Here is a 25,148-nt window from a genome sequence, read left to right on the forward strand (position 1 = left end):
AGCGTCGAGCGTAGAAAGATCAAAAGAGCACGGCTTTTAAACAGCCACATTTCGTCAATGACTTGGTAGTCATCGGCGTCAAAAACCACGGCATCTTCTTCTAACACTGCGCAATAGTGGCGTTCTCTCTCGAAGCCGCTACACTGCGCCGGCCGTTCATTTTCCTTTTGAGGCTGTGCGCATGAAATTTCGTTTTCTTCTGTGGATGCTGGGTTTGTTGATGGGTAAGGCCAGTCGGACTAATCCTGCGTTTCAGCAGCAGTTGGGTGACAAGGAATTGGTGTTTCAGCTGCAGACCCTGGACGGGAAAGTGGCGCGGCATTTCTTTGTGAAGGATCAGCGCATTACCAGTAAGTCGGGCGTGTATGCCGAGCCGGCGTTTGCGATTGCGTTTAAAGATGCGGCGTATGGCTTTGCCACGATGCAGGCGAAGAACAAGCAGTTGGCGTTTATGACGGGGATTCAGGACAAGTCGATTCAGATCAAGGGCAACCCGGCGTTGGTGATCTGGTTTCAGGGGTTGACCAAGTATTTGAAGCCGCGGAAGGCGAAGGCTGCCGCTAAGGTTTGAGGTGGTCAGTTGGACCGGGGTGGATTCATCGCGAGCAGGCTCGCTCCCACAGGGATCACCTAAATCCTGTGGGAGCGAGCCTGCTCGCGATTGCTTTTAGGCTTGGGTGAATTGCGAGGCGAGTTCGCGCAGCAGGACTTCGGCTTCGAGGACTTTGCTGACGACGTCGTTGGCTTTGTCGCGGGTCAGGCCGACGCGTTCGAGCAGGGCGTCGGGGATGTCTTCATCCGGGCCGGAGCCGATGCCGCGACTACGCAGCAAGCGCACGGACAGGCACACGAGGTTCGGGTACTCGGCGTATGCACCGTCGTAGCTCGGGTCGTGCTGGAAGCGCAGCGCGGTGGCCAGTTCGTCGGGCATGTCCCAGTAGCGCATCAGCCATGAGCCGATCTGTTCGCGGCTGATGCCGAGCAGGTGTTGCTCGACGTAGCTGTGGCACAGGTGCGGGTTGACTTCCAGGTGGCGGCAGATCAGCGAGAAGTGCGGCGGGAACACGTGGGCCAGCAGCAAGTAGCCGAAGTTGTGCAGCAGGCCGGCGAGGTAGGTCAGGCCGGCTTCCGGGCGCTGGGCGCGCGGCATGGCGCGGGTCAGGCCTTCGATGACGGCGGCGGTGTAGATTGATTGCTGCCAGTACGGCGTGGTGTGTTGCGGGTGGTCTTTGGGCAGGCTGAGGGTTTTGCCCAGGGCCAGGCCCAGCGCCAGGTTGATCACCAAATCGAAGCCCAGCACGCGGACGATGGCGTCTTCAACGGAGCGAATCTTGCCCGGCGAGGCGTAGTACGGCGACGCCGCCCAGCTCACGACTTGTGCGGCCAAGGCCGGGTCGGTTTCGACCACGCCGGTGATGTCGTCGATGGTGGCGTTGGGGTCGACGCGCAGTTTGATGATTTTCTGCGCGGTCTCGGCCAGTGGCGGAATTTCGATGGTGGCTTCCAGGCGCTGCTGGATGCGTCGCGCGGTGAACGCCTGGACGGCCTGGGTGATTTCCTCGCGGTCATCGTCGGGGCGGTCGAGGTTCGGGCGGATGCTGCTCACGTTCTCGCCGAAGTTGGCGGCGCTGGCCTTGGTCAGCATGGTCTTGAAGGCTTCGCTGGTGATTTCCAGCAGCACGCCCGGCTCGCCCGAGTTGATCAGCAACTTCGGTTCGCGCAGCAGGCTTTCTTCGTACAGGCAGGGCGAGCTGGTCAGCGCCGGCAGGCCGGGCAGCAGGCTCAGGTTGTGTTTGCCGAGCATCTTTTCCAGGCGCTCGGTCGACACGGCGGCGAGGCGGCGGCCGGTCAGTTCGGCGAGGCGGTTGAGGTCGAGCAATTGGCTTTGCGGAAACAGCACCATCAGCGCGCCCACGGCGTCGTCGAGCAGCACCGCTTGCACTTTGCGCGAGGCGTTCAGGCCGTGGTGGTCGAGGACTTCTTCGTAGGCGATGCCCAGTTTGGCGAGCAGCAGCCGAATAACAGACGGAGCGTGCGGGGTTTCGGGGACGAGGGCAGCTTCAGTCATGGTCTGTATCCGTATTCAAACAATTGCAGGAGTATAACCAGCTTGTTTAGGGGCAGGGTCCAGAAACTGCGACGGTGCTCACACTTGGCCGTATTGCTGCCCGTGGCGCAGCCAGCGGTCGAGCAGCGGGCTGACGTGATCCGGCCAACGCTCCAGCAATGCCTGGGCGGCGTCGCGCACGGCGGGCAGCAGATCGGCGTCGCGCATCAGGTCCGCGACCTTGAATTGCAGCAGACCGGTCTGGCGCGTGCCGAGCATTTCGCCGGGGCCGCGCAGTTCCAGGTCTTTCTCGGCGATGACAAACCCGTCGTTGGTTTCGCGCATGATGCCCAGGCGCTGGCGGCCGATCTGTGACAACGGCGGATGGTAGAGCAGCACGCAATGGCTGGCGGCGCTGCCCCGACCGACACGGCCGCGCAATTGGTGCAACTGCGCGAGGCCGAGGCGTTCTGGGTTTTCGATGATCATCAGGCTGGCGTTCGGCACGTCGACGCCGACTTCGATCACGGTGGTGGCGACCAGCAGTTGCAGGTTGCCGGCCTTGAATTCGGCCATCACGGCGGCTTTTTCCACGGGCTTCATGCGGCCGTGAATCAACCCGACCTTCAACTCGCCGAGGGCGGCGGTGAGGTCCTCAAAGGTGGTTTCCGCCGCTTGGCAGGTCAGCTCTTCCGACTCTTCGATCAGCGTGCACACCCAATAGGCCTGACGCCCTTCGGCGCAGGCGCCGCGCACCCGTTCGATGACTTCGACGCGCCGGGTGTCGGTGACCAACACGGTGTTGACCGGGGTTCGGCCGGGCGGCAGTTCGTCGAGGATCGAGGTGTCGAGGTCGGCGTAGGCGCTCATCGCCAGCGTTCGCGGGATCGGCGTGGCGGTCATGATCAGTTGATGCGGACACATGCGCCCGCCGACACCTTTCTGGCGCAGCGCCAGGCGCTGTTGCACGCCGAAACGGTGCTGTTCGTCGATGATCACCAGCGCGAGGTTCTTGAACTGCACTTCGTCCTGGAACAGCGCGTGAGTGCCGACCACCATCGGCGTGCCGCTGGCGATCTGTTCCAGCGCGGCCGCGCGGTTCTTGCCTTTGAGCTTGCCGGCCAGCCACGCGACTTCAATGCCCAGCGGTTCGAGCCAGCGCTTGAAGGTGATGAAATGCTGCTCGGCGAGGATCTCGGTCGGCGCCATCAACGCCACTTGATAACCCGCTTCCAGCGCTTGCAGCGCGGCAAGGGCGGCGACCACGGTTTTGCCCGCGCCGACGTCGCCCTGAATCAAGCGCAGCATTGGTTCGTGCTGGCTGAGGTCATAGGCAATTTCGTTGCCGACGCGTTGTTGGGCACCGGTCGGATTGAAGCCGAGATTGGCCAGGTATTGGGCCGGCAATCGAGTGGCTTTCGGCATCGCCGGCGCGCGCAGGGAACGCATGCTTTCGCGCAGACGCTGCTGCGAGAGTTGATGAGTCAGCAGTTCTTCAAAGGCCAGACGGTGCTGCGCCCAATGATGGCCGAGGGCGAGTTCGTCGACGTCGGCATCGGCCGGCGGGTGATGCAGGTAACGAATCGCATCGGCCAGCGGCGCCAGTTGATAGTCCCGCGCCAGTTCGTTCGGCAACCAATCCGGCAGGCTGGTCGGGCCGAGCATCGTCAGGGTTTGCATGCAGAGCTGGCGTAAACGCTGCTGGGTCAAACCTTCGGTGAGCGGGTACACCGGCGTCAGGGTTTCATCCACGGGCGGCGGCTCGTCGCCGGTGAGGGCGCGGTATTCCGGGTGGTAGATCTCCAACCCCGATGCACCGGGCCGCGCTTCGCCGTAGCAGCGAATCCGCGTGCCACGTTTGAGGCCTTCTTTCTGGGCGTTGCTGAAATGGTAGAAGCGCAGGCTGAGCCCGCCGGTGCCGTCCTGCAAGCGCACGACCAGGCTGCGGCGCCGGCCCATGACCACATCGGCACCGCTGACGGTGCCTTCGATTACGGCATCTTGCCCCGGTCGCAGGTGGCCGATCGGGACTACGCGAGTGCGGTCCTGATAACGCAGCGGCAGGTGAAACAGCACGTCCTGGAGATTCTCCAGGCCGACCTTGGCCAGTTTCTCGGCCATGGCCTCGCCGACACCCTTGAGTGCCGTGACCGACACTTGCGACAACTCGGTCATGACAGCAACTTAAGCCGCAGCCACCGGCGCGGGCGGCTTGGCCACCGAGCACAGGCGAATGGAGTCAGCGAGGATCTCAATGGCTTTCGGACGCGGGAAGCTCGCGCGCCAGGCAATGGCCACGGTGCGGAACGGCACCGGGGCGGTCAGTGGGCGCACTTCGATCACGCCGGGGGCGTAGTGATGGCTGTCCACGGCCGACAGCGGCAGGATCGAAATCCCGAGCCCCGAGGCGACCATGTGGCGAATGGTTTCCAGCGAGCTGGATTCCACCGTGGTGTGCTTGGCGCCGTCGTTGCCTTTGGTCAGCGTCGGGCAGGCTTCCAGCACTTGATCGCGGAAGCAGTGGCCTTCGCCGAGCAGCAGCAGGCTCTTGTCGTTGAGCAGGGCGGCGTCGATGGATTCTTTTTGCGTCCACGGGTGCTGGGCCGGCATCAGGACGTAGAACGGCTCGTCATAGAGCTGCAGGGTCAGGACGTCGGCTTCGTTGAACGGCAGGGCGATGATGATCGCGTCGAGCTCGCCGTTGCGCAGTTTGTCGCGCAGCACGTGGGTGAAATTTTCTTCGATGTACAACGGCATCTGCGGGGCGACCCGGTGCAGTTGCGGAATCAGGTGCGGAAACAGGTACGGGCCGACGGTGTAGATGGCGCCGACTTTCAGCGGGGCGGTCAGCTGGTTCTTGCCGGCCTGGGCCAGTTCGCGGATGCCTTGGGCCTGTTCCAGGACTTTTTGGGCCTGGGCCACGATGCCTTCGCCGACCGGGGTCAGGCGCACGGCGCTCTTGCTGCGCTCGAAAATCAGCACACCGAGTTCGTCTTCAAGCTTTTTCACGCCCACCGACAGGGTCGGCTGGCTGACGTGGCAACGCTCGGCCGCGTGGCCAAAGTGCTGCTCTTGGGCGAGGGTAACGATGTAGCGTAATTCTGTAAGAGTCATAGCGAGCGTCCATGAAGTTGCGGGCCAAGCATACCGGCTGCAATCGATAGACGCACGTTATCAGAGAGAGTGTGTCGAGTGACACCGGGTAATGCCGGTTTGCCGCTGGCGGATATGCAAAAGGCACCTTTCGGGTGCCTTTTGCATATCTTGTTACCGCCACAGAATCTGTAGGAGCGAAGCTTGCTCGCGAAAGCGGTATGTCAGTCGAATCATTCGTGAATGACATACCGTTTTCGCGAGCAAGCTTCGCTCCTACAGGGTTCTCTTTAGCGGCGGCGTTCCAGCGAGTAAACAAACGGTGCAACAATTTCGATGGAGCCGTTGTTCAGCATGTCGGCCGGCGGTTTGGGCAGCGGTTGGGCACGCTTGATCATTTCCAGGGTGGCCCGGTCCAGATCGGCGTTGCCCGAACGGCCCACCAGTTCGAACGACAACACGTTACCTTCGCCGTCCACCACGAAGCGCAGACGGTTCAAACCTTCCTTGCCCCGCGCCTGTGCACTGGCCGGGTACTTTTTGTACTTGGCCAGGTGCGCCAGCAGGGTGCCTTGCCAACTGGCCTTGGCCGCTTGCTGCGCAGGTGATGGGCCTGGTGCCGGTTGAGCGGATTTCTCCGTCGGCGCCTGGGTCGGTTGCGCTTCGCTCGGTTTTTCCTCGGACGGTTTTTCCTTCGGCGGCTCCGGCTTTTTCTCCACAGGCTTGGGCGGTTGAGGCTTGGGCTTGGGTTTGACCGGCTTCGGTACGGTGATTTCTGCCTTAGGCACTTCGGCCAGTTTCGGGATCGGCAGCTCTTCCACCGGAGCAGGTGGTTGTGGCGGCGTTATCACCTTCGGTGGTGCCGGAGGAGGTGGTGCCGGAACCGGCGCCAACTCGACCATCATCGCCTGCGGCGGCAGCTCGATAGGTGGGCGCGACGTCCAGTTCAGCGCCAGCGCAATGGCCAGCGCATGGACGCCCAGCACCACGGCCAGGCTACCGCCGTAACGCGTCAGCTTATGGCGCGTCGTGATCATTTCTTCACTGCCGTCTCGAGTCCGACCAGACCGACCTTCAGGTAGCCGGCAGCGCGCAGGTTGTCCATCACGCTCATCAGGTCGCCGTAGTCCACGCCTTTATCGGCCTGGAAGAAGATCGTCGTGTCTTTCTTGCCCTGGGTCTTGGCGTCGAGCGTGGCGCCGAGTGCTTCGGCTTTCACTTCGTCTTCGCCGAGGAACAGGCGCTGGTCAGCCTTGACGCTGAGGAACACCGGTTTCTCTGGCCGCGGCGCCGGTTTGGCGCTGGAGGCAGGCAGGTCGACCTTGATGTCCACGGTGGCCAACGGAGCGGCCACCATGAAGATGATCAACAGCACCAGCATCACGTCGATGAACGGCGTGACGTTGATTTCGTGGTTCTCGGCCAGATCGTCGTCTGCGCCTTCTTTCAAATGCAGGCCCATGGCCGATTACCCCACTTTCACCATGTGCGGTTGCGAGCTGCGCTCAGGCTGGTGGTCGAGGTCGCGGCTGACCAGCAACAGGACTTCTGCCGAGGCGTCGGACACTTGCGCCTTGTAGCCGGCGATGGAGCGGGCGAACACGTTGTAGATCACAACGGCTGGAATCGCGGCCACCAGGCCCAGTGCGGTGGCCAGCAAGGCTTCGGCGATGCCGGGAGCTACGACGGCGAGGTTGGTGGTCTGGGTTTTGGCGATGCCGATGAAGCTGTTCATGATGCCCCACACGGTGCCGAACAGGCCCACGAACGGCGCGGTGGAACCGATGGTGGCGAGGACGCCGGTGCCGCTGCTCATGTTGCGACCGCAGGCTGCGACCAGACGCTCGAGACGGAAGGCGACACGTTCCTTGATGCCTTCTTTCTCGCGGCTGTTGGTCGACAGGTGCATCTCTTCCAGCGCATCGTGCACCAACAGGTTGGCGAGGGTGCCGGGCTTGGCTGCCGTTACACTGGCTTCCTTGAGGGTGGCCGCTTTCTTCAGGTGGACGATTTCAGTGCGCAGACGACGCTTGGCGCCCATCAGCTCAAAGCCCTTGGCGATCCAGATGGTCCAGGTGATGATCGATGCGATGGCGAGGCCGATCATCACGATTTTCACGATGATGTCGGCGTTCTGGTACATGCCCCACGGCGACAGGTCATGGGCCATGCCCAGGCTGTTGTCGGCTTCGAGGACTTGCGGCGCGTCTTCACCAGCGGCGTCTACGGCCTGGGCCGGATCGGTGGCAACCGGTGCTGCGTGTTCGGCAGAGTGGTCGGCGGGAGCGGGCGCAGTGGCGGCGGCTGGGGTGGCCGGGGCTTGTGCGTCAGCGAAGGCGGCGGTTGGCGCCAGCATCAGGCTGAGCAACAGGGCGGCCACCGCGCTCCAGGCGCGAGGTCGATTGGTTGGCGAAGCGGGGAATTGATTGCGTGTCATGCTGGCCGGACCTGAGAGAAAAAGACGGTAAATGTTCTTCCAGGCCTCGAAGGCCGAGAACAAAAGTGGCGGGCATTATTGCAAGTAATTCTTGTTAACAGAAGTAATAGAGTATCTTTTTTTCCTTCGTTGCTAGCCGCTCGTCCATTGCCGGCGCTAGTCTGTGGCTTTCCGATAGGAGTTTTTTGATGTCCGCGCCCTCTGTTTTGATCGCCGGCTGCGGTGATGTCGGCAGTCGTCTGGCTACACAATTGTTGGCTGCGGGGTGGGAAGTTCATGGCCTGCGCCGTGACGTTTCGCGCCTGCCCGAAGGGGTGATTGGTGTTGCCGGTGACTTGTTCAACAAGGATTGCCCGCAAACCTGGCCGGTCGGTGCGGTGGACTACCTGGTGTATTGCGCGGCAGCCACCGTTCACGATGAAGCCGGTTACCGCGCCGCTTATGTCGAGGGCTTGCAGCATGTGATCGAATGGCTGGACGACTACGGACAGGTGCCCAATCGCCTGCTGTTCGTTTCCAGTAGCAGCGTTTACGGCCAGCAGGACGGCGAGTGGGTCGACGAAACATCGCCGACCATCGCTGCCGGCTATTCAGGTCGACTGATGCTGGAGGCGGAACAAGTGGCGCTCAACAGTGGGATCCCTGCAAGCATTGTGCGTTTGACCGGCATCTACGGCCCGGGCCGCGAATGGCTGCTGACGCAGGTTCGTCGCGGATATCGCGTGGCGATTGATCCGCCGTTGTACGGCAATCGGATTCACGTGGATGACGCGGCTGGCTTGTTGGCGTTTCTGCTTGAGGCGGATCGGCGCGGTGTGGCGTTGGATGACGTTTATATCGGCGTCGACGACGCGCCTGCACCGCTGGCCGAAGTGGTGGATTGGCTGCGTGAATATCTGGGCGTGACTGAATGGGCTGACGATGCGAGTGTGCGGCGCACGGGCAGCAAGCAGTGCAGCAATGCGCGGGTGAAGGCCTTGGGTTGGGTGCCGAAGTACCCGAGCTATCGCGAAGGGTACGCCGCCATTCTTGAAGGCCGCTGCTGATTTCCAGGCCCCACATACAACTGTAGGAGCCGGCTTGCTGGCGATAGCGGTGTTTCAGGCAACATTAATGTTGAATGTTACGACGCTATCGCCAGCAAGCCGGCTCCTACAGTTGGTTTTGCGTGGGGCTTGCGGGTTACTGCTTCTCGAGCAACCACTTGCGATCACCCGGCGTGAACTGCGGCATTTCGTCTGCCTGCGCGGTGTTCACAGCCTGGAGGATCTCCAGTTCCTTGCCCTTGCGCGCAAAGATCCAGGTGTTGCCCTGGCCCTTGAGCTGCAACCACATGTTGTCGTTGCCGCCGCTCATCGATGCGCAATCGCCCGCCAGGCACAGCGCGTAGCGATCCGCACCCGGCAAACCGGTTACCTGGCCGTCGGCCTGGAACTGCACGGAGCTGCCTTCGCCAGGACCGCTGACGACTTTCCAGTTGCCGCCCATATAGGCGGAATACAGTGCGCGTTCGAAGCTGGCACCCATCGGTGCGCCATCCGGCACCGGGATCAGCGCGCGGTCGAAGACCTGTGCGGGTTCGTTGTCGCTGGCGACTTGGGCCAGTTGCTTGCCGTCACGCTTCAGCTCACTGGCGGAACTGCCGTAGAAGTCGACTTTCCAGGCGCCGGACGCTTCGCCCAGCAGCTTGCCTTCGACGTTCTCAAAACCGTTGGTGTAGCGGGCCTGACCGGCCTTGGTATTGACGTCCCATTCCAGGTTCGGACCATAAGCCTGGAGCGCTTCGCGCAGGGGGCCGCCTTTGGACGCAGCATCGATCGCCACCTGATTGATCCAGGTGCCGCTGATGTCGCGGTCGGCAGGGTTGCTGGCACATCCGCCCAAGAACAGGGCGACCAGCGAGACAGCAAGCGCAGTGCGCATGGTGGAATCCTTTCAAAACGCTTTTTATACATACGGCATTGGCGCAGCCTTTCGGGCTGCGCCGAACGCATTACTCGATGACCAGAATGGCATCCATTTCAACCTGCGAACCCTTTGGCAGGGCGGCTACGCCGATGGCGGCGCGGGCTGGGTATGGCTGGTCAAAGTACTTGCCCATGATCTCGTTGACCTTGGCGAAGTGGCTCAGGTCGGTGAGGAAGATGTTCAGTTTGACGATGTCCTTGAACGAACCGCCAGCGGCTTCAGCCACGGCTTTCAGGTTCTCGAACACCTGGACGGTCTGGGCTTCGAAGCCTTCAACCAGTTCCATGGTTTTTGGGTCCAGAGGAATCTGACCCGACATGTAAACGGTGTTGCCAGCCTTGATCGCCTGGGAGTAAGTGCCGATGGCGGCCGGGGCCTTATCGCTGGTGATAACAGTCTTGGTCATGAATGACTCCTTGTAATAGGTTGGCTTAGGCGCGCATGCGGGTGATGCGGATCACCCCGGTCAGTGCGCGCAGTTTCTTGATCACGCGAGCCAGATGCACGCGGTCGTGCACGCTGACCACCAGTTGGACCACGCTGATGCGACCATCGCGTTCGTCCATGCTGATTTTTTCGATATTGCCGTCGGCCGCGTTAACGCTGCTGGCCAGCAGTGCGATCAAGCCGCGCTGGTGTTCCAGCTCGACGCGCAGCTCGACGTTGAATTCGCCGGTGACATCCTTGGCCCACGAGAGCTGGATGCATTTTTCCGGGTTGTGGCGGATTTCGCTGATGTTGCGGCAGTTGTCCAGGTGCACAACCATGCCTTTGCCCGCCGACAGGTGACCGACAATCGGGTCGCCCGGGATCGGCGTGCAGCACTTGGCGTAGCTGAGCACCAGACCTTCGGTGCCGCGAATCGCCAGCGGGCCTTCCGCGCTTGGCAACTGTTCGCCTTCGCCCAGCAGGCGGCGGGCGACCACGTAAGCCATGCGATTGCCCAGGCCGATGTCTTCGAGCAGGTCTTCGATCAGTTCGAGGCGGTACTCGGTGAGCATCGCTTTGACGCGCTCGGCCGGAACTTTGTCCAGGGCGCTGTCGAAACCGTTGAGGACCTTGTTCAGCAGGCGTTCGCCGAGGCTGATGGATTCGGAGCGACGTTGCAGTTTCAGCGCATGGCGGATATGGGTTCGCGCCTTGCCGGTGACCACGAAGTTGAGCCACGCCGGGTTCGGCCGTGCGCCGGGAGCGCTGACGATCTCGACCGTGGAGCCGCTTTGCAGCGGTTCGGACAACGGTGCGAGACGACGATTGATCCGACAGGCAATGCAGCTGTTGCCCACGTCGGTGTGCACCGCATACGCGAAGTCGACCGCCGTGGAGCCTTTGGGCAGCTCCATGATCCGGCCTTTGGGCGTGAACACGTAGACCTCGTCCGGGAACAGGTCGATCTTCACGCTTTCGATGAATTCCAGCGAGTTGCCGGCGCGTTGCTGCATTTCCAGCACGCCTTTGACCCACTGGCGGGCGCGGGCGTGAGTGCCTTTGGGCTGCTCGTCACCGCTGGATTTGTACAGCCAATGGGCGGCGATGCCGTTGTTGGCCATCTCTTCCATTTCACGGGTGCGGATCTGGATCTCGATCGGAACACCGTGCATGCCGAACAACGTGGTGTGCAACGACTGGTAGCCGTTGGCCTTGGGGATCGCGATGTAATCCTTGAAGCGCCCCGGCAGCGGTTTGTACAAATTGTGTACAGCACCCAGCACGCGGTAGCAGGTATCGACCTTGTCGACGATGATCCGGAACGCATAGACGTCCATGATCTCGTTGAAGGCCCGACGTTTGCCGCGCATTTTCTTGTAGATGCCGTAGAGGTGTTTCTGGCGACCGCTGACTTCGCCCTGAATCCCATCGATGGCCAGGCAGTGGCCGAGGGATTCTTCGATCTTGTTGACGATTTCCTTGCGGTTGCCCCGGGCGCGTTTGACCGCCTGGTTGATCCGCGCGGAACGCATCGGGTGCATGGCCTTGAAGCCGAGGTCTTCGAATTCTATGCGGATGGCGTGCATGCCCAGCCGGTTGGCAATGGGCGCATAGATTTCCAGGGTTTCCTTGGCGATCCGCCGGCGTTTTTCACCGGACAGGACTTCCAGCGTGCGCATGTTGTGCAGGCGGTCGGCGAGTTTGACCAGGATCACGCGAATGTCGCGCGCCATGGCCATGGCCATTTTCTGGAAGTTTTCGGCTTGTGCTTCGGCCTTGGTCTCGAAGTTCATCTGGGTCAGCTTGCTGACGCCATCGACCAGTTCGGCCACGGTTTCGCCGAACTGCGCTTGCAGCGCTTCCTTGGCAATACCGGTGTCTTCGATCACGTCATGCAGCATCGCAGCCATCAAGCTCTGATGGTCCATGTGCATGTCGGCAAGAATATTCGCCACCGCAAGAGGATGCGTGACATACGCCTCGCCACTGCGGCGGCGTTGGCCGTCGTGGGCTTGTTCGGCGTAGAAGTACGCTCGGCGGACCAGGTTGACCTGGTCCTTGCCGAGGTAGGTCGATAAGCGATCGGCGAGGGCGTCTATGCTCGGCATGATGACTCCTGCCGTTCGCTGTGACCCCGCGCCGTGCTACGTCGACCAGGCATAGGCTTAGACGGCCTCGTTGGACTCGTCCTCGAACGCTGCGAACAGCGGTTCATCCTGGACGATTTCTTGCTCGGCGATGAACTCGTAGCTCATCAGGCCTTCAGCGATTTCACGCAGCGCTACAACGGTAGGCTTGTCGTTTTCCCACTGAACCAGCGGCTCTTTGCCACCGGTGGCCAGTTGACGGGCACGCTTGGTAGAGAGCATGACCAGCTCAAAGCGGTTTTCCACGTGTTCTAGGCAGTCTTCAACGGTTACGCGGGCCATGGTATTCCTCGGAGCGAATGCAATATGCGCGCTGCCCGGTTGGGCGAGCGGACTCAACAGTTTAAAAAATCACCAGCGATTAGGGAAGCGCTGATTTTTTGACCAAGCCCTTCAACGCGCTGCAAGTGCCAATGTAAAGCCCTTGCAGCGGTTTTGGGAAGAGCTGTTTAGCCGAGCAATTCAGCCAAAAGTTTGCCGTTACGCTGCTGCTGACGCTTCTGATGCAGCTGATTGGCACGGAAAATTGCCTGCAAATCGCGCAGGGCATGGGCGAAATCGTCGTTGATGATCAGGTAGTCGTAGTCAACGTAGTGGCTCATCTCGCTGACGGCTTCACGCATGCGGCCGTCAATGATCTCGTCGCTGTCCTGGCCGCGATTGGTCAGACGCTGGTGCAAGGCCTGCAGTGACGGCGGCAGAATGAAGATCGAGCGGGCCTGGGGCATCAACTTGCGCACTTGCTCGGCGCCTTGCCAGTCGATTTCCAGAATCAGGTCGTGGCCTTCGTCCAGCGTCTGCTGGAGGTGGCTTTGCGAAGTGCCGTAGAGGTTGCCAAATACTTCGGCGCGCTCGAGGAAATCGCCGTGCTCGATCATCTTCACGAACTCGCCGCGTTCGACGAAGTGATAGTTCACGCCGTCCACTTCACCGGGGCGCATGGCGCGGGTTGTGTGGGAGACCGAGACGCGGATCTCCGCATCAGCGTCGGTCAGGGCCTTGACCAGGCTGCTCTTGCCCGCGCCCGAAGGGGCGGAAATGATGTACAGGGTGCCGGTGCTGTGGGTCATGTCGGGTTTGCCTTACTCAATATTCTGCACTTGTTCGCGCATCTGCTCGATCAACACCTTGAGGTTGACCGCCGCCTGAGTGCTGCGCGGGTCGAAGGCTTTGGAGCCCAGTGTGTTGGCTTCGCGGTTGAGCTCCTGCATCAGGAAGTCGAGGCGCCGACCGGCAGCGCCGCCGGACTTGAGTACCCGGCGAACTTCGATGATATGAGTGCTCAGGCGATCCAGTTCTTCGGCGACGTCGCTCTTCTGAGCGAGCATGACCATTTCCTGCTCCAGACGCTGCGGGTCCATTTCGGCCTTCATGTCGGCGAAGCGGTCGAGGACTTTCTGGCGCTGGGTGGCGAGCATCTGCGGGACCAGTTCACGCAGGGTCACCACATCTTCTTCAATGGACGTCAGGCGATCGTTGATCAACCGTGCCAGCTCTGCGCCTTCGCGCTCGCGGCCAGCCTTGAGTTCCTTCAGGCCTTCGTTGAACAGCGCCAGCGCTTCGGCATTCAGGGCTTGCGGGTCGGTGGCATCGCCCACCAGCACGCCGGGCCAGGCCAGCACTTCCAGCGGGTTCAGCGCGGCCGGGTTCTTGATCAGGCCGGCGATGGTCTCGGCGGCGGCGACCAATTGCGCGGCGCGTTCGCGATCCATTTGCAGGGGTTTATCGGTGTTCTCTTCGGTGAAGCGCAGGGTGCATTCGAGTTTGCCTCGGGAGATGCCTTGGCGCAGCGCTTCGCGGACCGCGCCTTCGAGATCGCGAAACGACTCCGGCAGACGCAAGTGCGGTTCCAGGTAGCGGCTGTTGACCGAGCGCAGTTCCCAGCTCAGGGTGCCTTGGACGCCGGCTTTCTCGACGCGGGCGAAGGCGGTCATGCTGTGCACCATGGAGGTACCTCGCAATGCAGGTCGATGCGTTACCAAAGGTTTCGCGGACCCGCTATCTGTGAATTAAAGCCGACAGGCAGCAAAGGCGCAGGATTGTAGCGCAGTGGGGCGGATGCGCCCAAACACACGGTGTGACAAAGGGCTGCAGGCCGTCGGTAAAGCGCTGTTCTAAGCTCAAGCCAGAGCCTTCAATCGTCGGGCGGATTTTTTAGAAGTGCCCAGTACTAGCGCGCGGCTCTATAATGCTCGGCAGTTTTCCGTCCCCCGTACAGGTATTCCCTATGAAACGTCCAAGTGGTCGCGCTGCCGATCAGCTCCGCTCGATCCGCATTACCCGCAACTACACCAAACACGCCGAGGGATCCGTACTGGTCGAGTTCGGTGATACCAAAGTCATCTGCACCGTCAGCGTCGAAAACGGCGTGCCGCGTTTCCTCAAAGGTCAGGGCCAAGGCTGGTTGACCGCCGAATACGGCATGCTGCCGCGCGCCACCGGCGAGCGTAACCAGCGTGAAGCGAGCCGCGGGAAGCAAGGCGGCCGCACCCTGGAAATCCAGCGTCTGATCGGTCGTTCGCTGCGCGCCTCGCTGGACATGTCCAAGCTGGGCGACGTCACCCTGTACGTCGACTGCGACGTGATCCAGGCTGACGGCGGCACCCGCACCGCGTCCATCACCGGTGCGATGGTTGCGCTGGTCGATGCCTTGAAAGTGATCAAGAAGCGCGGCGGCCTGAAAGGCGGCGACCCGCTCAAGCAAATGATCGCTGCCGTTTCGGTGGGTATGTACCAGGGCGAGCCTGTGCTCGACCTCGACTACCTGGAAGACTCGGCTGCCGAGACCGACCTGAACGTGGTGATGACCAGCACTGGCGGCTTCATCGAAGTTCAGGGCACTGCCGAAGGCGCGCCGTTCCAGCCTGAAGAGTTGACCGCTATGCTTGAACTGGCGAAGAAAGGCATGACCGAAATCTTCGAACTGCAAAAGGCTGCACTGGCTGACTGACCGGAACCATCCCAGACAAGGAGGACAACATGAGTGACGAGCAAGAGCTGCTTCCCGTCCCGAGCAAAGAAGTTCGGCAATGGGCGATGTTTTGTCACCTGTCCGCCTTGTTGGGGATCTGGATTCCGTTCGGCACGCTGATCGGCCCGCTGATTCTCTGGCAGATGAAACGCGAGATGGACCCGTTTGTCGATGCGCAGGGCAAGGAGGCGCTGAACTTTCAGATCACCGTCGCCATCGCTTCCGCCATCTGCTTCCTGCTGATGGTGTTGATCATCGGGTTCTTCCTGTTTGGGTTGCTGGCGATCGGTGCGTTGGTGTTGACGATCATTGCTGGCGTGAAGGCCAATGAAGGGGTGCCGTATCGGTATCCGTTCACTTGGCGGTTGATCAAATAACGATCAACGCGATTTTTGGTGTAGGAGCCGGCTTGCTGGCGATGGCGTGTCAGTTAACGCTTATGTAGCTGACACGCCATCGCCAGCAAGCCGGCTCCTACAGAAAGTCAGATCAGCGCCCACAAAAAAGCCGACAGTGAAGTCGGCTTTTTTGTGTCTGTGTAACGACGTCTAGATGGTCAGCGTCCAGTCGTAGTCCACGATCAGCGGTGCATGCTGCGAAAACCGTGGCTGACGTGGCAAGCGAGCGCTACGTACAAAGCGGCGCAGGCCCGGCGTCAGTATCTGGTAATCGAAGCGCCAGCCCAGGTTGAGCATCTCAGCCTGCTCATTGTCCGGCCACCAGCTGTACTGATCACCTTCACGGCTGACTTCGCGCAGGGCATCGACATAACCCATGTTGCCGACAATCTCGTCCATCCAGGCACGCTCAGGTGCCAGGAAGCCCGGGGATTGCTGGCTGTCGCGCCAGTTCTTGATATCCAGCTTCTGTTGCGCCACGTACAGCGAGCCACAGTAAATGTACTCGCGACGTTTGCGTCGCTGTTTATCCAGATAACGGGCGAAGTCGTCCATTAGCTTGAACTTCTGGTTCAAGTCTTCATCGCCGTTCTGCCCCGAAGGGAGCAGCAAGGTCGCGATGCTGACCTTGTCGAAATCGGCTTGCAGGTAGCGCCCGTAGCGGTCGGCCGTCTCGAAACCGAGACCGCTGATGACTGCCTTCGGCTGCAACCGCGAATACAAAGCCACGCCACCCTGGGCGGGAACTTCGGCTTCGCAGGCATAAAGGAAGTAGCCATCCAGTTGGAAGGCTGGATCGTCCAGTTCAAAGGCGGAGGCGCGGGTGTCCTGCAGGCAGATGACGTCGGCATTCTGTGCTTGCAGCCAACTGAGCAAACCTCGCTCCACTGCAGCCTGAATACCATTGACGTTCACACTGATGATCCGCATAAATGGCCCCAAAAATCGCGTGCGTGTATGATACACGGCGTCAACCTAATTAGCTAAATCCGTGGTATTTGGGGTTTTTTTCATGCAAGCGTATCAGCGCGATTTCATTCGTTTTGCCATCGATCGCGGCGTTTTGCGCTTCGGTGAGTTCACCCTGAAGTCCGGGCGTACCAGTCCATACTTCTTCAATGCCGGCCTGTTCAACTCGGGTTCGGCCCTGGCGCAGCTGGGTCGTTTCTACGCGGCGGCCATCGTCGAGAGCGGCATTCCCTTCGACGTATTGTTTGGTCCGGCCTACAAAGGCATCCCTTTGGCGGCGACCACCGCAGTGGCCCTGGCTGAACATCACGACCGTGATTTGCCATGGTGCTTCAACCGCAAAGAGGCCAAGGCCCACGGCGAAGGCGGCAGCCTGGTCGGCGCGCCATTGACCGGCGATGTGCTGATCATCGACGACGTGATCACCGCTGGCACCGCGATCCGCGAAGTGATGCAGATCATCGCTTCCCAGGACGGCGCCAAGGCCGCGGGCGTGCTGATCGCGCTGAACCGTCAGGAGCGTGGCAATGGTGAATTGTCGGCGATCCAGGAGGTTGAGCGTGATTTCGGCATTCCGGTGATCAGCATTGTTTCGCTGAATCAGGTGCTGGAATTCCTGGCCGACGATCCGCAGCTCAAGCAACACCTGCCAGCCGTAGAAGCCTACCGCGCCCAATTCGGCGTTTAACCCTGTAGGAGCCGGCTTGCTGGCGATCAATGCAACGCGGTGTGTCAGGCACGCCACCATCGCTGGCAAGCCAGCTCCTACAGGGATCTCACCGATTTTGTAGGAGCCGGCTTGCCGGCGATGGCGGCGCCGCGATTTATCAGGCGCACGTCCGCACAAAAAAAGACCCCGCTCAGCCAGGCTGAACGGGGTCTTTTTATGTACGCTATCGCTTAAGGACGCTTGCGATTGCTGATCAAAGTACCCACGCCGGTATCGGTGAAGATTTCCAGCAAGATCGCATTCGGCACGCGACCATCGATGATCAGCGAGCTGCCCACGCCACCCTGAACCGCTTCCAGCGCGCAACGGATCTTCGGCAGCATGCCACCGTAGATCGTGCCGTCGGCAATCAGGTCGTCGACCTGTTGAGTGCTCAGGCCGGTCAGGACCTGGCCCGACTTGTCCATCAAGCCGGCGATGTTGGTCAGCAGCATCAACTTCTCGGCTTTCAGCGCTTCGGCCACCTTGCCGGCCACCAGGTCGGCGTTGATGTTGTACGACTCGCCGTTGGCACCGACGCCGATTGGCGCGATCACCGGGATGAAGTCGCCTTTGACCAGCAGGTTCAGCAGATCGGTATTGATGCCGACCACTTCACCGACGTGACCGATGTCGATGATTTCCGGCTGGGTCATCTCCGGCGTCTGACGGGTGACGGTCAGCTTCTTCGCGCGAATCAGCTCGGCGTCTTTACCGGTCAGGCCGATGGCGCTGCCGCCATGACGGTTGATCAGGTTGACGATGTCTTTGTTGACCTGGCCGCCCAGGACCATTTCCACCACGTCCATGGTTGCCGCGTCGGTGACGCGCATGCCATCGACAAAGTGGCTCTCGATCGACAGTCGCTTGAGCAGATCGCCGATTTGCGGGCCGCCGCCGTGAACCACCACCGGGTTAATCCCGACGGCTTTCATCAGCACGATGTCGCGGGCGAAGCCGGTTTTCAGCTCCTCGCTTTCCATCGCGTTGCCGCCGTATTTGATCACCAGCGTCTTGCCGACATAGCGGCGGATGTAAGGCAGCGCTTCGGACAGGACCTTGGCGGTGTTGGCGGCGGCTTCGCGTTCGAGGGTCATTCAGGGCTCCGGGTGAATCAGAACGGTAGTTGGAGATCAGGTGCAACACGCTTCAACTGGACTTTGAAAACGTCCTTGATGCGCTGCAATTCAGCCTCGTCATCGGCCTCGAAGCGCAGCACCAGCACCGGTGTGGTGTTGGACGCGCGCACCAGGCCCCAGCCTTTGGCATAGTCGACTCGCACGCCGTCGATGGTGGTCAGGTCGGCGCCTTCGCCCCACTTCGCGTCGTGCAATGCATCAATGATGCTGAATTTGCTCTCTTCGGTCACATGGATATTGATTTCCGGCGTAGAAATATCATTCGGGAAGGTCGCAAACAGCTCTTCCGCGGTGGATTTTTCCTTGCTGAGGATTTCCAGCAGCCGTGCGGCGCTGTAAATGCCGTCGTCGAAACCGAACCAGCGTTCCTTGAAGAAAATGTGCCCACTCATTTCGCCGGCCAACAGGGCGCCGGTTTGTTTCATTTTCTTTTTGATCAACGAATGACCGGTCTTCCACATTAGCGGGCGACCGCCGTATTCCTTGATCAGCGGCGTCAGGCGGCGGGTGCATTTGACGTCGAAGATGATTTCCGCGTCCGGATTGCGCGCCACAACGTCGCGGGCGAACAGCATCAGCAGACGGTCCGGGTAGACGATGCTGCCGGTGTTGGTCACTACGCCAACGCGGTCGCCATCGCCGTCGAAGGCCAGGCCGATGTCGGCGTTGGTTTCCTTGACCTTGGCGATCAGGTCGACCAGGTTTTCAGGCTTGCCCGGGTCCGGGTGATGGTTCGGGAAGTTGCCGTCCACTTCGCAGAACAGCGGGATGACTTCGCAGTTCAGCGCTTCGATCAGCTGCGGGGCAATCACGCCGGCCGCGCCGTTGCCGCAGTCGACCACGACTTTGAGGCGGCGGGCCAGTTTGATGTCCTGGACGATTTCGGTGTTGTAGCGGTCGAGGATTTCGACCTTGGTGATGCTGCCCTTGCCGCTGCTCAGGTTGTTGGTCTTGAGGCGGTCGTGCAGGGCCTGGATCTGTTCGTTGGCCAAGGTGTCGCCAGCGATGACGATCTTGAAGCCGTTGTAGTTCGACGGGTTGTGGCTGCCGGTGAGCATTACGCCGGATTTGCCGGCCAGTACGTTGGCGGCGTAGTACAGCGCCGGGGTTGGCACCAGGCCGACGTCACTGACGTGGCAACCGGCCTCGGCCAAGCCTTTGATCAGTTGCTCGACCAGTTCCGGGCCGGACAGGCGGCCGTCACGGCCAACGGAGACGTTCGGTTCGCCCTGGGCCAGGCTTTGGGCGCCAATGGCGCGACCGAGCCAGTAAGCGGTTTCAGCGTTCAAGAATTCCGGGACGGTGCCGCGAATGTCGTACGCGCGGAAAATGCTGTCGGGGAACTTGGGTGCGACTTGGGCTGGTGTGCTCATCTGTGGGAATGCTCCATCTCGAAAGTGGCTGGACCTGCGCGCGAAAAACGCTTCGGCGGGCTCGAACTGAAGGGTATGACGGCGTTTTTCGCAGAGAGTTCGTGGTGCGAAAAGGCCATGTCACCAACACCAACCAGGATTTGGCCGGCCAATGCCTTGTTTTCCAGTGTTAAACCTTGCAGATGACGGCTATGCAATTTTCATTCTGAAAATGCAGAGCACCCTTCAGGCCGGGCAGGGCGCCCAGCCTGAAAACCAGAAATCAATGCTTGCCGGAATGCCCGAAACCGCCCGCGCCGCGCTCGGTTTCAACGAACTCTTCGACCATCTCGAAGTGCGCTTGAACCACCGGCACCAGAACCAGCTGGGCCAAGCGCTCGCCGACCACCATGTTGAAATCGGTCTGGCCACGGTTCCAGCACGAAACCATCAACGGACCCTGGTAATCGGAATCGATCAGGCCGACCAGATTGCCCAGCACGATGCCGTGCTTATGGCCCAGGCCGGAGCGCGGCAGAATCAGCGCCGCCAGGCCAGGATCGCCAATGTAGACGGACAGGCCGGTCGGAATCAGCACGGTTTCACCCGGTTTGATCACGATGTCTTTTTCCAGCATGGCGCGCAGGTCGAGGCCGGCGGAGCCTGGTGTGGCGTATTGCGGCAGCGGGAATTCGGTACCGATGCGTGGGTCGAGGATCTTGGCTTGCAAAGCGTGCATGTAAATTAAACCTGGTTCAGACGTTCGGCGATAAAAGTGATCAGCTGGCGAGCAATCTTGCTCTTGCTGGTCTGGGCGAAAAGTGTGGCGTGGAGCTCACGGTCGATCACGCTGCAGGCGTTTTCTTCGCTGTTGAAGCCAATGCTCGGGTTGGCGACGTCGTTGGCGACGATCAAATCGAGGTTCTTGTCTTTCAACTTACGCGCGGCGTAGTCGAGCAGGTGTTCGGTTTCAGCGGCGAAACCGACGCTGAATGGGCGGTCGGGGCGCGTGGCGATAGTGGCCAGAATGTCTGGGTTGCGCACCATTTGTAGTAGCAAGCCGTCGCCGTTCGTAGGGTCTTTCTTGAGTTTCTGTGGGGCGACGACTTCCGGGCGGTAGTCCGCGACCGCTGCCGAGGCGATGAACAGGTCGCAAGGGATCGCGGCTTCGCAAGCGGCGAGCATGTCGCGGGCGCTGACCACGTCGATGCGGGTGACGCGATCCGGGGTCGGCAGGTGCACCGGGCCGGTGATCAGAGTCACGCGGGCGCCTGCTTCAACGGCAGCTTCGGCCAGGGCAAAGCCCATTTTTCCGGAGCTGTGGTTGGTGATGTAGCGCACCGGGTCGATGTTTTCCTGGGTCGGGCCGGCGGTGATCAGCACGTGTTTGCCGGTCAGCGCCTGGCGCTGGAAGCAGTCCGCCGCGCATTGGGCGAGTTCGACGGCTTCGAGCATGCGGCCGAGGCCAACGTCACCACAGGCCTGGCTGCCCGAGGCCGGGCCGAAGGCCTTGATGCTGCGGTTTTCGAGGGTTTGCAGGTTGGCCTGGGTCGCCGGGTCGCGCCACATGGCCTGGTTCATCGCCGGGGCGACGGCAACTACGGCGTCGGTGGCCAGTACCAGCGTGGTCAGCAGGTCGTCGGCGATGCCTTGGGCCAGACGGGCGATCAGGTCCGCGGTCGCCGGAGCGATCAGCACCATGTCGGCCCATTTGGCGAGTTCGATGTGGCCCATCGCCGCTTCGGCCGCCGGGTCCAACAGGTCCAGGTGAACCGGGTGCCCGGACAGGGCCTGCATGGTCAGCGGAGTGATGAACTCGGCGCCGCCACGGGTCATGACCACGCGCACTTCGGCGCCCTGATCGATCAGGCGGCGAACCAGATCGGCGCTCTTGTAGGCAGCAATACCGCCGCCGACGCCCAGAACGATGCGTTTCCGATACAGCCGCTGCATAGGTCTGCCTTTCATTTCGTTGATGACTGCGTAGCGATACCCCCTCCCCAGGAGTGAAATCGCCCGCAAAAAAGATGGGCTACGATATCACAGCGACCGCTACGGAACAGCGGCGCCCACAGACAGGGAGGTGCTATGAGTATTCGCGATTGGCCGGCGGCCGAGCGGCCGCGGGAGAGGTTACTGGAGTTGGGGTCGGCGAGCCTTTCGGACGCTGAGCTGTTGGCGATTTTTTTACGGACCGGCGTGTCGGGTAAAAGCGCGGTGGATCTGGCGCGACATTTGTTGAATCAGTTTGGCAGCCTGCGCGCCTTGCTGGAGGCCGATCTAAAGGCATTCAGCGGACAGTTGGGGCTCGGGCCGGCAAAGTTTGCGCAGTTGCAGGCAGTGTTGGAAATGGCCCGTCGGCATCTGGCTGAGCGCTTGCGCCACAGCTCCGTGTTGGAGAATCCGCTGATGGTGCGTGATTATCTCAAGTCGATGCTGCGACATGAGCCTCATGAAGTATTTGGTTGTCTGTTTCTCGATTCGAAACATCGAGTACTGGCGTTTGAATCACTGTTTCGCGGCTCTATCGACTGCACCAGCGTTTATCCGCGTCAGGTGGTCAAGCGCGCTTTGGCTCACAACGCCGCAGCTTTGATCCTTTGCCACAACCATCCCTCAGGTAATCCCGACCCTAGTCATGCCGACCGAAAGCTGACCAAGCGCCTGCAAGAGGCGCTGGACCTGATCGATGTGCGGGTGCTCGACCATTTCATCATCGGTGACGGTGATCCGCTGTCGATGGCCGAGTATGGGTGGATGTAACGGGACTCTGTAGGAGCCGGCTTGCTGGCGATCCGGACAACGCGGTGTGGCTGATTGACCGCGGTGATGCCATCGCCAGCAAGCCGGCTCCTACAGGGGGGGGCGGGTTATTTGAGGTTGACCTTGGAGTAGTCCTGGCGGCCAAACGGGCTGACCGCATACCCCTCGACTTCCTTGCGCATCAGCGCGAAGGCCGTCGGGTGGGCCAGTGGCAGCCACAGCGCCTGCTGCTGGATCTGCGCCTGAGCCTGTTCATAGAGCTTGGTGCGTACACCTTGCTCGGAGGTGGTCTTGCCGGCGCTGATCAGCTTGTCCAGGTCCTGATTGCAGTAACGGGCGAAGTTGGTGCCGGATTTGACCGCCGCGCAGGAAAATTGCGGCGTCAGGAAGTTATCCGGGTCGCCGTTGTCGCCGGCCCAGCCCATGAACAGCAGGTCGTGTTCGCCGGCCTTGGCGCGGCGGATCACTTCACCCCATTCGATCACGCGAATCTCGGCCTGAATGCCGATTTCCGCCAGGTCCGACTGGAGCAGTTGCGCGCCGAGGCTTGGATTGGGGTTCAGCAGGCTTCCGGACGGGCGGGTCCAGATCGTCGTCTGGAAACCGTCTTTCAGGCCGGCCTTGGCCATCAATGCCTTGGCTTTTTCAACGTCATGCGCGTAGCCCGGCAAGCCTTTGGCGTAGCTCCAGGTATTCGGTGGATACGGGCCGTTGGCGGCTTCGGCGGTGTCTTCGAACACGGCTTTGACGTAGTTGGCCTTGTCGAACGCGAGGTTTATCGCCTGGCGCACTTCAGGCTTGTCCAGCGGCGGATGCTGGCTGTTGATGGCGACGAACGCGGTCATGAACGCATCGGTTTTTTCGACTTTCAGTGTCGGCTCTTTCAGCGCGGCTTGTACGTCCAGCGGTTTCGGCGAGAGGGCGATCTGGCACTCGTTACGACGCAGTTTCTGCAATCGCACGTTGGCGTCCGGGGTGATGGCGAAGATCAACGGGTCCACCGAAGGCTTGCCACGGAAGTAATCCGGGTTGGCTTTGTAGCGGATAGTGGCGTCCTTCTGAAAACGCGTGAACACGAACGGGCCGCTACCGATCGGCTGGCTGTTGAGCTTCTCCGGGGTGCCGGCTTTCAGCAGCTGGTCGGCGTATTCGGCGGAGTAGATCGAGGCGAAGCCCATGCTCAGGGTCGGCAGGAAGGTCGAGTCCGCGTGATCGAGGGTGAAACGCACGGTCAGCGGATCCAGCGCGTCGATCTTCTTGATCAGTGCCGGCAATTGCATCGATTGCGCGTGCGGGAAGCCGCTCTGCGCCACTTTGTGCCAAGGGTTTGCCGGGTCGAGCATGCGCTCGAAGCTGAATTTCACGTCTTCGGCGGTCAGTTCGCGGGTCGGACTGAAGTATTCGGTGCGGTGGAATTTCACCTGCGGGTGCAACTTGAACACATAGGTCAGGCCATCGGGCGTGACTTCCCAGCTGTCTGCGAGGCCGGCGACCACTTTGCCGCTGGCGGTATCGAAGTCCACCAAACGGTTCATCAGCACGTCGGCCGAGGCGTTGGTGGTGGTCAGCGAGTTGTATTGCACCACGTCGAACCCTTCCGGGCTGGCCTCGGTGCAGACGCTCAGGGCGGCGGCGTGGGCCAGCGGGCTCAGTAGAAGCGGGGCGAGCAACAGCGGTAGGGCAGCGAGGCGCATGGTCGGATTCCTTTACAGATCGAAGGCCCATCTGCAAGTGCAGTCTGGAAAAGGCTTACCCTAGTGGGCTCTTTTGTAAATGACTATCCCCTTTTTCATTTTAAGGGGACTATGTGCGATCGTTTTCGGTGTGTGCCGGCCGAGAAACCCCTGGATTGGCCGGTTGGCCGATTTTCTGCGACGAGCGGTCTTTATCGACGATAGCCTTTACCCAAGGCGCTCGCAGCCTGAAAAATGGGGTTTTTATCAAGTCGGTGCGCACGGAATGTTGTTGCACCTCAGTCTTTCTGGTATAAAGCAGCGCTCTTTTCTAGGGGCCCGGTTCCTTCACTGTAGGTGTAGCCGGTAAGACCTCTAAAGAAACGCGGCGCCTGGCGCCAAATGACTGAGAGATTAAGCGGCCAACCCATGCCGGGTTGGGCATGTGGTTTTAGAGGGCTGAGGCATGTCGAGAGTATGTCAAGTTACCGGTAAGGGTCCGGTGACTGGGAATAACATTTCCCACGCAAACAACAAAACCCGTCGTCGTTTCCTGCCGAACCTGCAGCATCACCGCTTCTGGGTTGAAGAAGAGAAACGTTTCGTGCGTCTGCGCGTATCTGCCAAAGGCATGCGTATCATCGACAAGCGTGGCATCACTGTCGTGCTGGCCGAAATCCGCGCCGCTGGCAAGATCTAAGGGAGCTAATCATGCGTGAATTGATTCGTTTGATTTCGAGCGCCGGTACTGGTCACTTCTACACTACCGACAAGAACAAGCGCACTACTCCGGACAAAATCGAGATCAAGAAATTTGATCCGGTTGTTCGCAAGCACGTGATCTACAAAGAAGGCAAAATCAAGTAATTGATTTTTCCCTCTTACGAAAAAGGCCCGTATCGCGAGATACGGGCCTTTTTTGTTGCCTGTGTCCCGTCCTGAATAAGGTTTACACCTTCTGATCTGTTTTTCAGGAGGACGTAATGGAATCAGTAAAAAGGCGTAGTCAGCGAGACTACACGCTGACCTTTAAATTGTCGGTCGTCGATCAAG

The 25,148-nt window shown here is 60.6% G+C and carries 25 protein-coding genes and 1 pseudogene; 8 read left to right on the forward strand and 18 right to left on the reverse strand.

Annotated features, from left to right (window positions below):
• Positions 1–181 precede the first annotated feature (181 nt).
• Positions 182–571: a hypothetical protein gene (locus tag IB254_RS27385; RefSeq protein WP_008038063.1), complete on the forward strand. Its 390-nt coding sequence runs from the start codon at positions 182–184 to the stop codon at positions 569–571.
• A gap of 96 nt (positions 572–667) precedes the next feature.
• Here IB254_RS27385 and IB254_RS27390 read toward each other — a convergent pair whose 3' ends face one another.
• The 6 genes from IB254_RS27390 to exbB all read right to left on the reverse strand — a co-directional run bounded on the left by IB254_RS27390 (position 668) and on the right by exbB (position 7,577).
• Positions 668–2,068 carry an aminoacyl-tRNA deacylase and HDOD domain-containing protein gene (locus tag IB254_RS27390; RefSeq protein ID WP_008030618.1) on the reverse strand — a complete coding sequence of 467 codons (1,401 nt, stop codon included), beginning with the start codon at positions 2,066–2,068 and terminating at the stop codon, positions 668–670.
• Positions 2,069–2,146: 78 nt separating this feature from the next.
• Complete coding sequence (recG, locus tag IB254_RS27395; RefSeq protein WP_192420534.1) at positions 2,147–4,222, reverse strand: ATP-dependent DNA helicase RecG; 2,076 nt, start codon at positions 4,220–4,222, stop codon at positions 2,147–2,149.
• 9 nt (positions 4,223–4,231) lie between these two features.
• Complete coding sequence (locus IB254_RS27400; RefSeq protein ID WP_008030615.1) at positions 4,232–5,161, reverse strand: hydrogen peroxide-inducible genes activator; 930 nt, start codon at positions 5,159–5,161, stop codon at positions 4,232–4,234.
• Between the two features lie 269 nt (positions 5,162–5,430).
• Positions 5,431–6,177 (reverse strand): energy transducer TonB, encoded by a 747-nt coding sequence (locus IB254_RS27405; RefSeq protein ID WP_008038061.1) that lies wholly within the window; start codon positions 6,175–6,177, stop codon positions 5,431–5,433.
• Positions 6,174–6,602 carry a TonB system transport protein ExbD gene (exbD, locus tag IB254_RS27410; protein WP_008030611.1) on the reverse strand — a complete coding sequence of 143 codons (429 nt, stop codon included), beginning with the start codon at positions 6,600–6,602 and terminating at the stop codon, positions 6,174–6,176. The genes IB254_RS27405 and exbD overlap by 4 nt, the downstream gene beginning before the upstream one ends.
• 6 nt (positions 6,603–6,608) lie before the next feature.
• On the reverse strand, positions 6,609–7,577 hold the full coding sequence (exbB, locus tag IB254_RS27415; protein ID WP_192420536.1) for a tonB-system energizer ExbB: 969 nt from the start codon (positions 7,575–7,577) through the stop codon (positions 6,609–6,611).
• Between the two features lie 188 nt (positions 7,578–7,765).
• On the opposite strand from exbB, the gene IB254_RS27420 reads away from it, so the two are divergent.
• Positions 7,766–8,623 carry an SDR family oxidoreductase gene (locus IB254_RS27420; protein ID WP_192420538.1) on the forward strand — a complete coding sequence of 286 codons (858 nt, stop codon included), beginning with the start codon at positions 7,766–7,768 and terminating at the stop codon, positions 8,621–8,623.
• Between the two features lie 136 nt (positions 8,624–8,759).
• On the opposite strand, the gene IB254_RS27425 is transcribed toward IB254_RS27420, so the two are convergent.
• From IB254_RS27425 to IB254_RS27450, 6 genes are all read right to left on the reverse strand, one after another.
• Positions 8,760–9,500 carry a hypothetical protein gene (locus IB254_RS27425; protein ID WP_192420540.1) on the reverse strand — a complete coding sequence of 247 codons (741 nt, stop codon included), beginning with the start codon at positions 9,498–9,500 and terminating at the stop codon, positions 8,760–8,762.
• 70 nt (positions 9,501–9,570) lie between these two features.
• Positions 9,571–9,951, reverse strand: coding sequence for a RidA family protein (locus IB254_RS27430; protein ID WP_003229509.1), 381 nt, complete (start codon positions 9,949–9,951; stop codon positions 9,571–9,573).
• A gap of 25 nt (positions 9,952–9,976) precedes the next feature.
• Positions 9,977–12,082, reverse strand: coding sequence for a bifunctional GTP diphosphokinase/guanosine-3',5'-bis pyrophosphate 3'-pyrophosphohydrolase (gene spoT / locus IB254_RS27435; RefSeq protein ID WP_008038056.1), 2,106 nt, complete (start codon positions 12,080–12,082; stop codon positions 9,977–9,979).
• A 57-nt stretch (positions 12,083–12,139) separates the two neighbouring features.
• The gene (gene rpoZ, locus IB254_RS27440) at positions 12,140–12,403 is read right to left on the reverse strand and encodes a DNA-directed RNA polymerase subunit omega (protein ID WP_008030604.1); all 264 of its coding nucleotides are present in this window, start codon (positions 12,401–12,403) and stop codon (positions 12,140–12,142) included.
• Between the two features lie 167 nt (positions 12,404–12,570).
• Entirely contained in the window at positions 12,571–13,191 is a 621-nt protein-coding gene (gene gmk, locus IB254_RS27445; protein ID WP_192420542.1) for a guanylate kinase, read from the reverse strand.
• Positions 13,192–13,203: 12 nt separating this feature from the next.
• Entirely contained in the window at positions 13,204–14,067 is an 864-nt protein-coding gene (locus IB254_RS27450; RefSeq protein ID WP_192420544.1) for a YicC/YloC family endoribonuclease, read from the reverse strand.
• A gap of 281 nt (positions 14,068–14,348) precedes the next feature.
• On the opposite strand from IB254_RS27450, the gene rph reads away from it, so the two are divergent.
• Both rph and IB254_RS27460 read left to right on the forward strand, forming a co-directional pair.
• Positions 14,349–15,071 carry a ribonuclease PH gene (gene rph / locus IB254_RS27455; protein ID WP_008030600.1) on the forward strand — a complete coding sequence of 241 codons (723 nt, stop codon included), beginning with the start codon at positions 14,349–14,351 and terminating at the stop codon, positions 15,069–15,071.
• Positions 15,072–15,100: 29 nt separating this feature from the next.
• The gene (locus tag IB254_RS27460) at positions 15,101–15,469 is read left to right on the forward strand and encodes a DUF4870 domain-containing protein (RefSeq protein ID WP_008038052.1); all 369 of its coding nucleotides are present in this window, start codon (positions 15,101–15,103) and stop codon (positions 15,467–15,469) included.
• Between the two features lie 171 nt (positions 15,470–15,640).
• Here the strand turns inward: IB254_RS27460 and IB254_RS27465 are convergent, their stop codons facing one another.
• Positions 15,641–16,420: an exodeoxyribonuclease III gene (locus IB254_RS27465; RefSeq protein WP_008030595.1), complete on the reverse strand. Its 780-nt coding sequence runs from the start codon at positions 16,418–16,420 to the stop codon at positions 15,641–15,643.
• An 82-nt stretch (positions 16,421–16,502) separates the two neighbouring features.
• Here IB254_RS27465 and pyrE point away from each other — a divergent pair, with 82 nt between their 5' ends.
• The gene (gene pyrE, locus IB254_RS27470; RefSeq protein ID WP_008038033.1) at positions 16,503–17,147 is read left to right on the forward strand and encodes an orotate phosphoribosyltransferase; all 645 of its coding nucleotides are present in this window, start codon (positions 16,503–16,505) and stop codon (positions 17,145–17,147) included.
• A 212-nt stretch (positions 17,148–17,359) separates the two neighbouring features.
• Here pyrE and argB read toward each other — a convergent pair whose 3' ends face one another.
• The 4 genes and pseudogenes from argB to coaBC form a co-directional block, all read right to left on the reverse strand.
• A complete protein-coding gene (gene argB / locus IB254_RS27475; RefSeq protein ID WP_192420546.1) occupies positions 17,360–18,265 on the reverse strand; it encodes an acetylglutamate kinase in 906 nt (301 codons plus the stop codon).
• A gap of 17 nt (positions 18,266–18,282) precedes the next feature.
• Positions 18,283–19,686: pseudogene (locus IB254_RS27480) on the reverse strand (phosphomannomutase/phosphoglucomutase); the annotation flags it as partial.
• 256 nt (positions 19,687–19,942) lie between these two features.
• Positions 19,943–20,398 (reverse strand): dUTP diphosphatase, encoded by a 456-nt coding sequence (gene dut / locus IB254_RS27485; protein ID WP_008030580.1) that lies wholly within the window; start codon positions 20,396–20,398, stop codon positions 19,943–19,945.
• 5 nt (positions 20,399–20,403) lie between these two features.
• Positions 20,404–21,612, reverse strand: a complete 1,209-nt coding sequence (gene coaBC / locus IB254_RS27490; protein WP_192420566.1) for a bifunctional phosphopantothenoylcysteine decarboxylase/phosphopantothenate--cysteine ligase CoaBC — start codon at positions 21,610–21,612, stop codon at positions 20,404–20,406.
• Positions 21,613–21,747: 135 nt separating this feature from the next.
• Between coaBC and radC the strand changes: the two genes are divergently transcribed.
• Positions 21,748–22,422 carry a RadC family protein gene (radC, locus tag IB254_RS27495; RefSeq protein ID WP_192420550.1) on the forward strand — a complete coding sequence of 225 codons (675 nt, stop codon included), beginning with the start codon at positions 21,748–21,750 and terminating at the stop codon, positions 22,420–22,422.
• A gap of 107 nt (positions 22,423–22,529) precedes the next feature.
• On the opposite strand, the gene IB254_RS27500 is transcribed toward radC, so the two are convergent.
• On the reverse strand, positions 22,530–24,116 hold the full coding sequence (locus IB254_RS27500) for an ABC transporter substrate-binding protein (RefSeq protein WP_192420552.1): 1,587 nt from the start codon (positions 24,114–24,116) through the stop codon (positions 22,530–22,532).
• 445 nt (positions 24,117–24,561) lie between these two features.
• On the opposite strand from IB254_RS27500, the gene rpmB reads away from it, so the two are divergent.
• Complete coding sequence (rpmB, locus tag IB254_RS27505) at positions 24,562–24,795, forward strand: 50S ribosomal protein L28 (RefSeq protein WP_003176907.1); 234 nt, start codon at positions 24,562–24,564, stop codon at positions 24,793–24,795.
• 11 nt (positions 24,796–24,806) lie between these two features.
• Positions 24,807–24,962 carry a 50S ribosomal protein L33 gene (gene rpmG, locus IB254_RS27510; RefSeq protein WP_007894709.1) on the forward strand — a complete coding sequence of 52 codons (156 nt, stop codon included), beginning with the start codon at positions 24,807–24,809 and terminating at the stop codon, positions 24,960–24,962.
• The last annotated feature ends 186 nt before the right edge of the window (positions 24,963–25,148 follow it).

It is taken from the genome of Pseudomonas sp. PDM03 (assembly GCF_014852385.1).
GTDB classification, from domain to species: domain Bacteria; phylum Pseudomonadota; class Gammaproteobacteria; order Pseudomonadales; family Pseudomonadaceae; genus Aquipseudomonas; species Aquipseudomonas migulae.

Excerpts from the sequence above, each read along its gene's own strand:
- IB254_RS27385 (WP_008038063.1), top strand. The coding sequence starts at position 182 with ATGAAATTTCGTTTTCTTCTGTGGATGCTGGGTTTGTTGATGGGTAAG.
- IB254_RS27390 (WP_008030618.1), bottom strand. The coding sequence starts at position 2,068 with ATGACTGAAGCTGCCCTCGTCCCCGAAACCCCGCACGCTCCGTCTGTT.
- recG (WP_192420534.1), bottom strand. The coding sequence starts at position 4,222 with ATGACCGAGTTGTCGCAAGTGTCGGTCACGGCACTCAAGGGTGTCGGC.
- IB254_RS27400 (WP_008030615.1), bottom strand. The coding sequence starts at position 5,161 with ATGACTCTTACAGAATTACGCTACATCGTTACCCTCGCCCAAGAGCAG.
- IB254_RS27405 (WP_008038061.1), bottom strand. The coding sequence starts at position 6,177 with ATGATCACGACGCGCCATAAGCTGACGCGTTACGGCGGTAGCCTGGCC.
- exbD (WP_008030611.1), bottom strand. The coding sequence starts at position 6,602 with ATGGGCCTGCATTTGAAAGAAGGCGCAGACGACGATCTGGCCGAGAAC.
- exbB (WP_192420536.1), bottom strand. The coding sequence starts at position 7,577 with ATGACACGCAATCAATTCCCCGCTTCGCCAACCAATCGACCTCGCGCC.
- IB254_RS27420 (WP_192420538.1), top strand. The coding sequence starts at position 7,766 with ATGTCCGCGCCCTCTGTTTTGATCGCCGGCTGCGGTGATGTCGGCAGT.
- IB254_RS27425 (WP_192420540.1), bottom strand. The coding sequence starts at position 9,500 with ATGCGCACTGCGCTTGCTGTCTCGCTGGTCGCCCTGTTCTTGGGCGGA.
- IB254_RS27430 (WP_003229509.1), bottom strand. The coding sequence starts at position 9,951 with ATGACCAAGACTGTTATCACCAGCGATAAGGCCCCGGCCGCCATCGGC.
- spoT (WP_008038056.1), bottom strand. The coding sequence starts at position 12,082 with ATGCCGAGCATAGACGCCCTCGCCGATCGCTTATCGACCTACCTCGGC.
- rpoZ (WP_008030604.1), bottom strand. The coding sequence starts at position 12,403 with ATGGCCCGCGTAACCGTTGAAGACTGCCTAGAACACGTGGAAAACCGC.
- gmk (WP_192420542.1), bottom strand. The coding sequence starts at position 13,191 with ATGACCCACAGCACCGGCACCCTGTACATCATTTCCGCCCCTTCGGGC.
- IB254_RS27450 (WP_192420544.1), bottom strand. The coding sequence starts at position 14,067 with ATGGTGCACAGCATGACCGCCTTCGCCCGCGTCGAGAAAGCCGGCGTC.
- rph (WP_008030600.1), top strand. The coding sequence starts at position 14,349 with ATGAAACGTCCAAGTGGTCGCGCTGCCGATCAGCTCCGCTCGATCCGC.
- IB254_RS27460 (WP_008038052.1), top strand. The coding sequence starts at position 15,101 with ATGAGTGACGAGCAAGAGCTGCTTCCCGTCCCGAGCAAAGAAGTTCGG.
- IB254_RS27465 (WP_008030595.1), bottom strand. The coding sequence starts at position 16,420 with ATGCGGATCATCAGTGTGAACGTCAATGGTATTCAGGCTGCAGTGGAG.
- pyrE (WP_008038033.1), top strand. The coding sequence starts at position 16,503 with ATGCAAGCGTATCAGCGCGATTTCATTCGTTTTGCCATCGATCGCGGC.
- argB (WP_192420546.1), bottom strand. The coding sequence starts at position 18,265 with ATGACCCTCGAACGCGAAGCCGCCGCCAACACCGCCAAGGTCCTGTCC.
- dut (WP_008030580.1), bottom strand. The coding sequence starts at position 20,398 with ATGCACGCTTTGCAAGCCAAGATCCTCGACCCACGCATCGGTACCGAA.
- coaBC (WP_192420566.1), bottom strand. The coding sequence starts at position 21,612 with ATGCAGCGGCTGTATCGGAAACGCATCGTTCTGGGCGTCGGCGGCGGT.
- radC (WP_192420550.1), top strand. The coding sequence starts at position 21,748 with ATGAGTATTCGCGATTGGCCGGCGGCCGAGCGGCCGCGGGAGAGGTTA.
- IB254_RS27500 (WP_192420552.1), bottom strand. The coding sequence starts at position 24,116 with ATGCGCCTCGCTGCCCTACCGCTGTTGCTCGCCCCGCTTCTACTGAGC.
- rpmB (WP_003176907.1), top strand. The coding sequence starts at position 24,562 with ATGTCGAGAGTATGTCAAGTTACCGGTAAGGGTCCGGTGACTGGGAAT.
- rpmG (WP_007894709.1), top strand. The coding sequence starts at position 24,807 with ATGCGTGAATTGATTCGTTTGATTTCGAGCGCCGGTACTGGTCACTTC.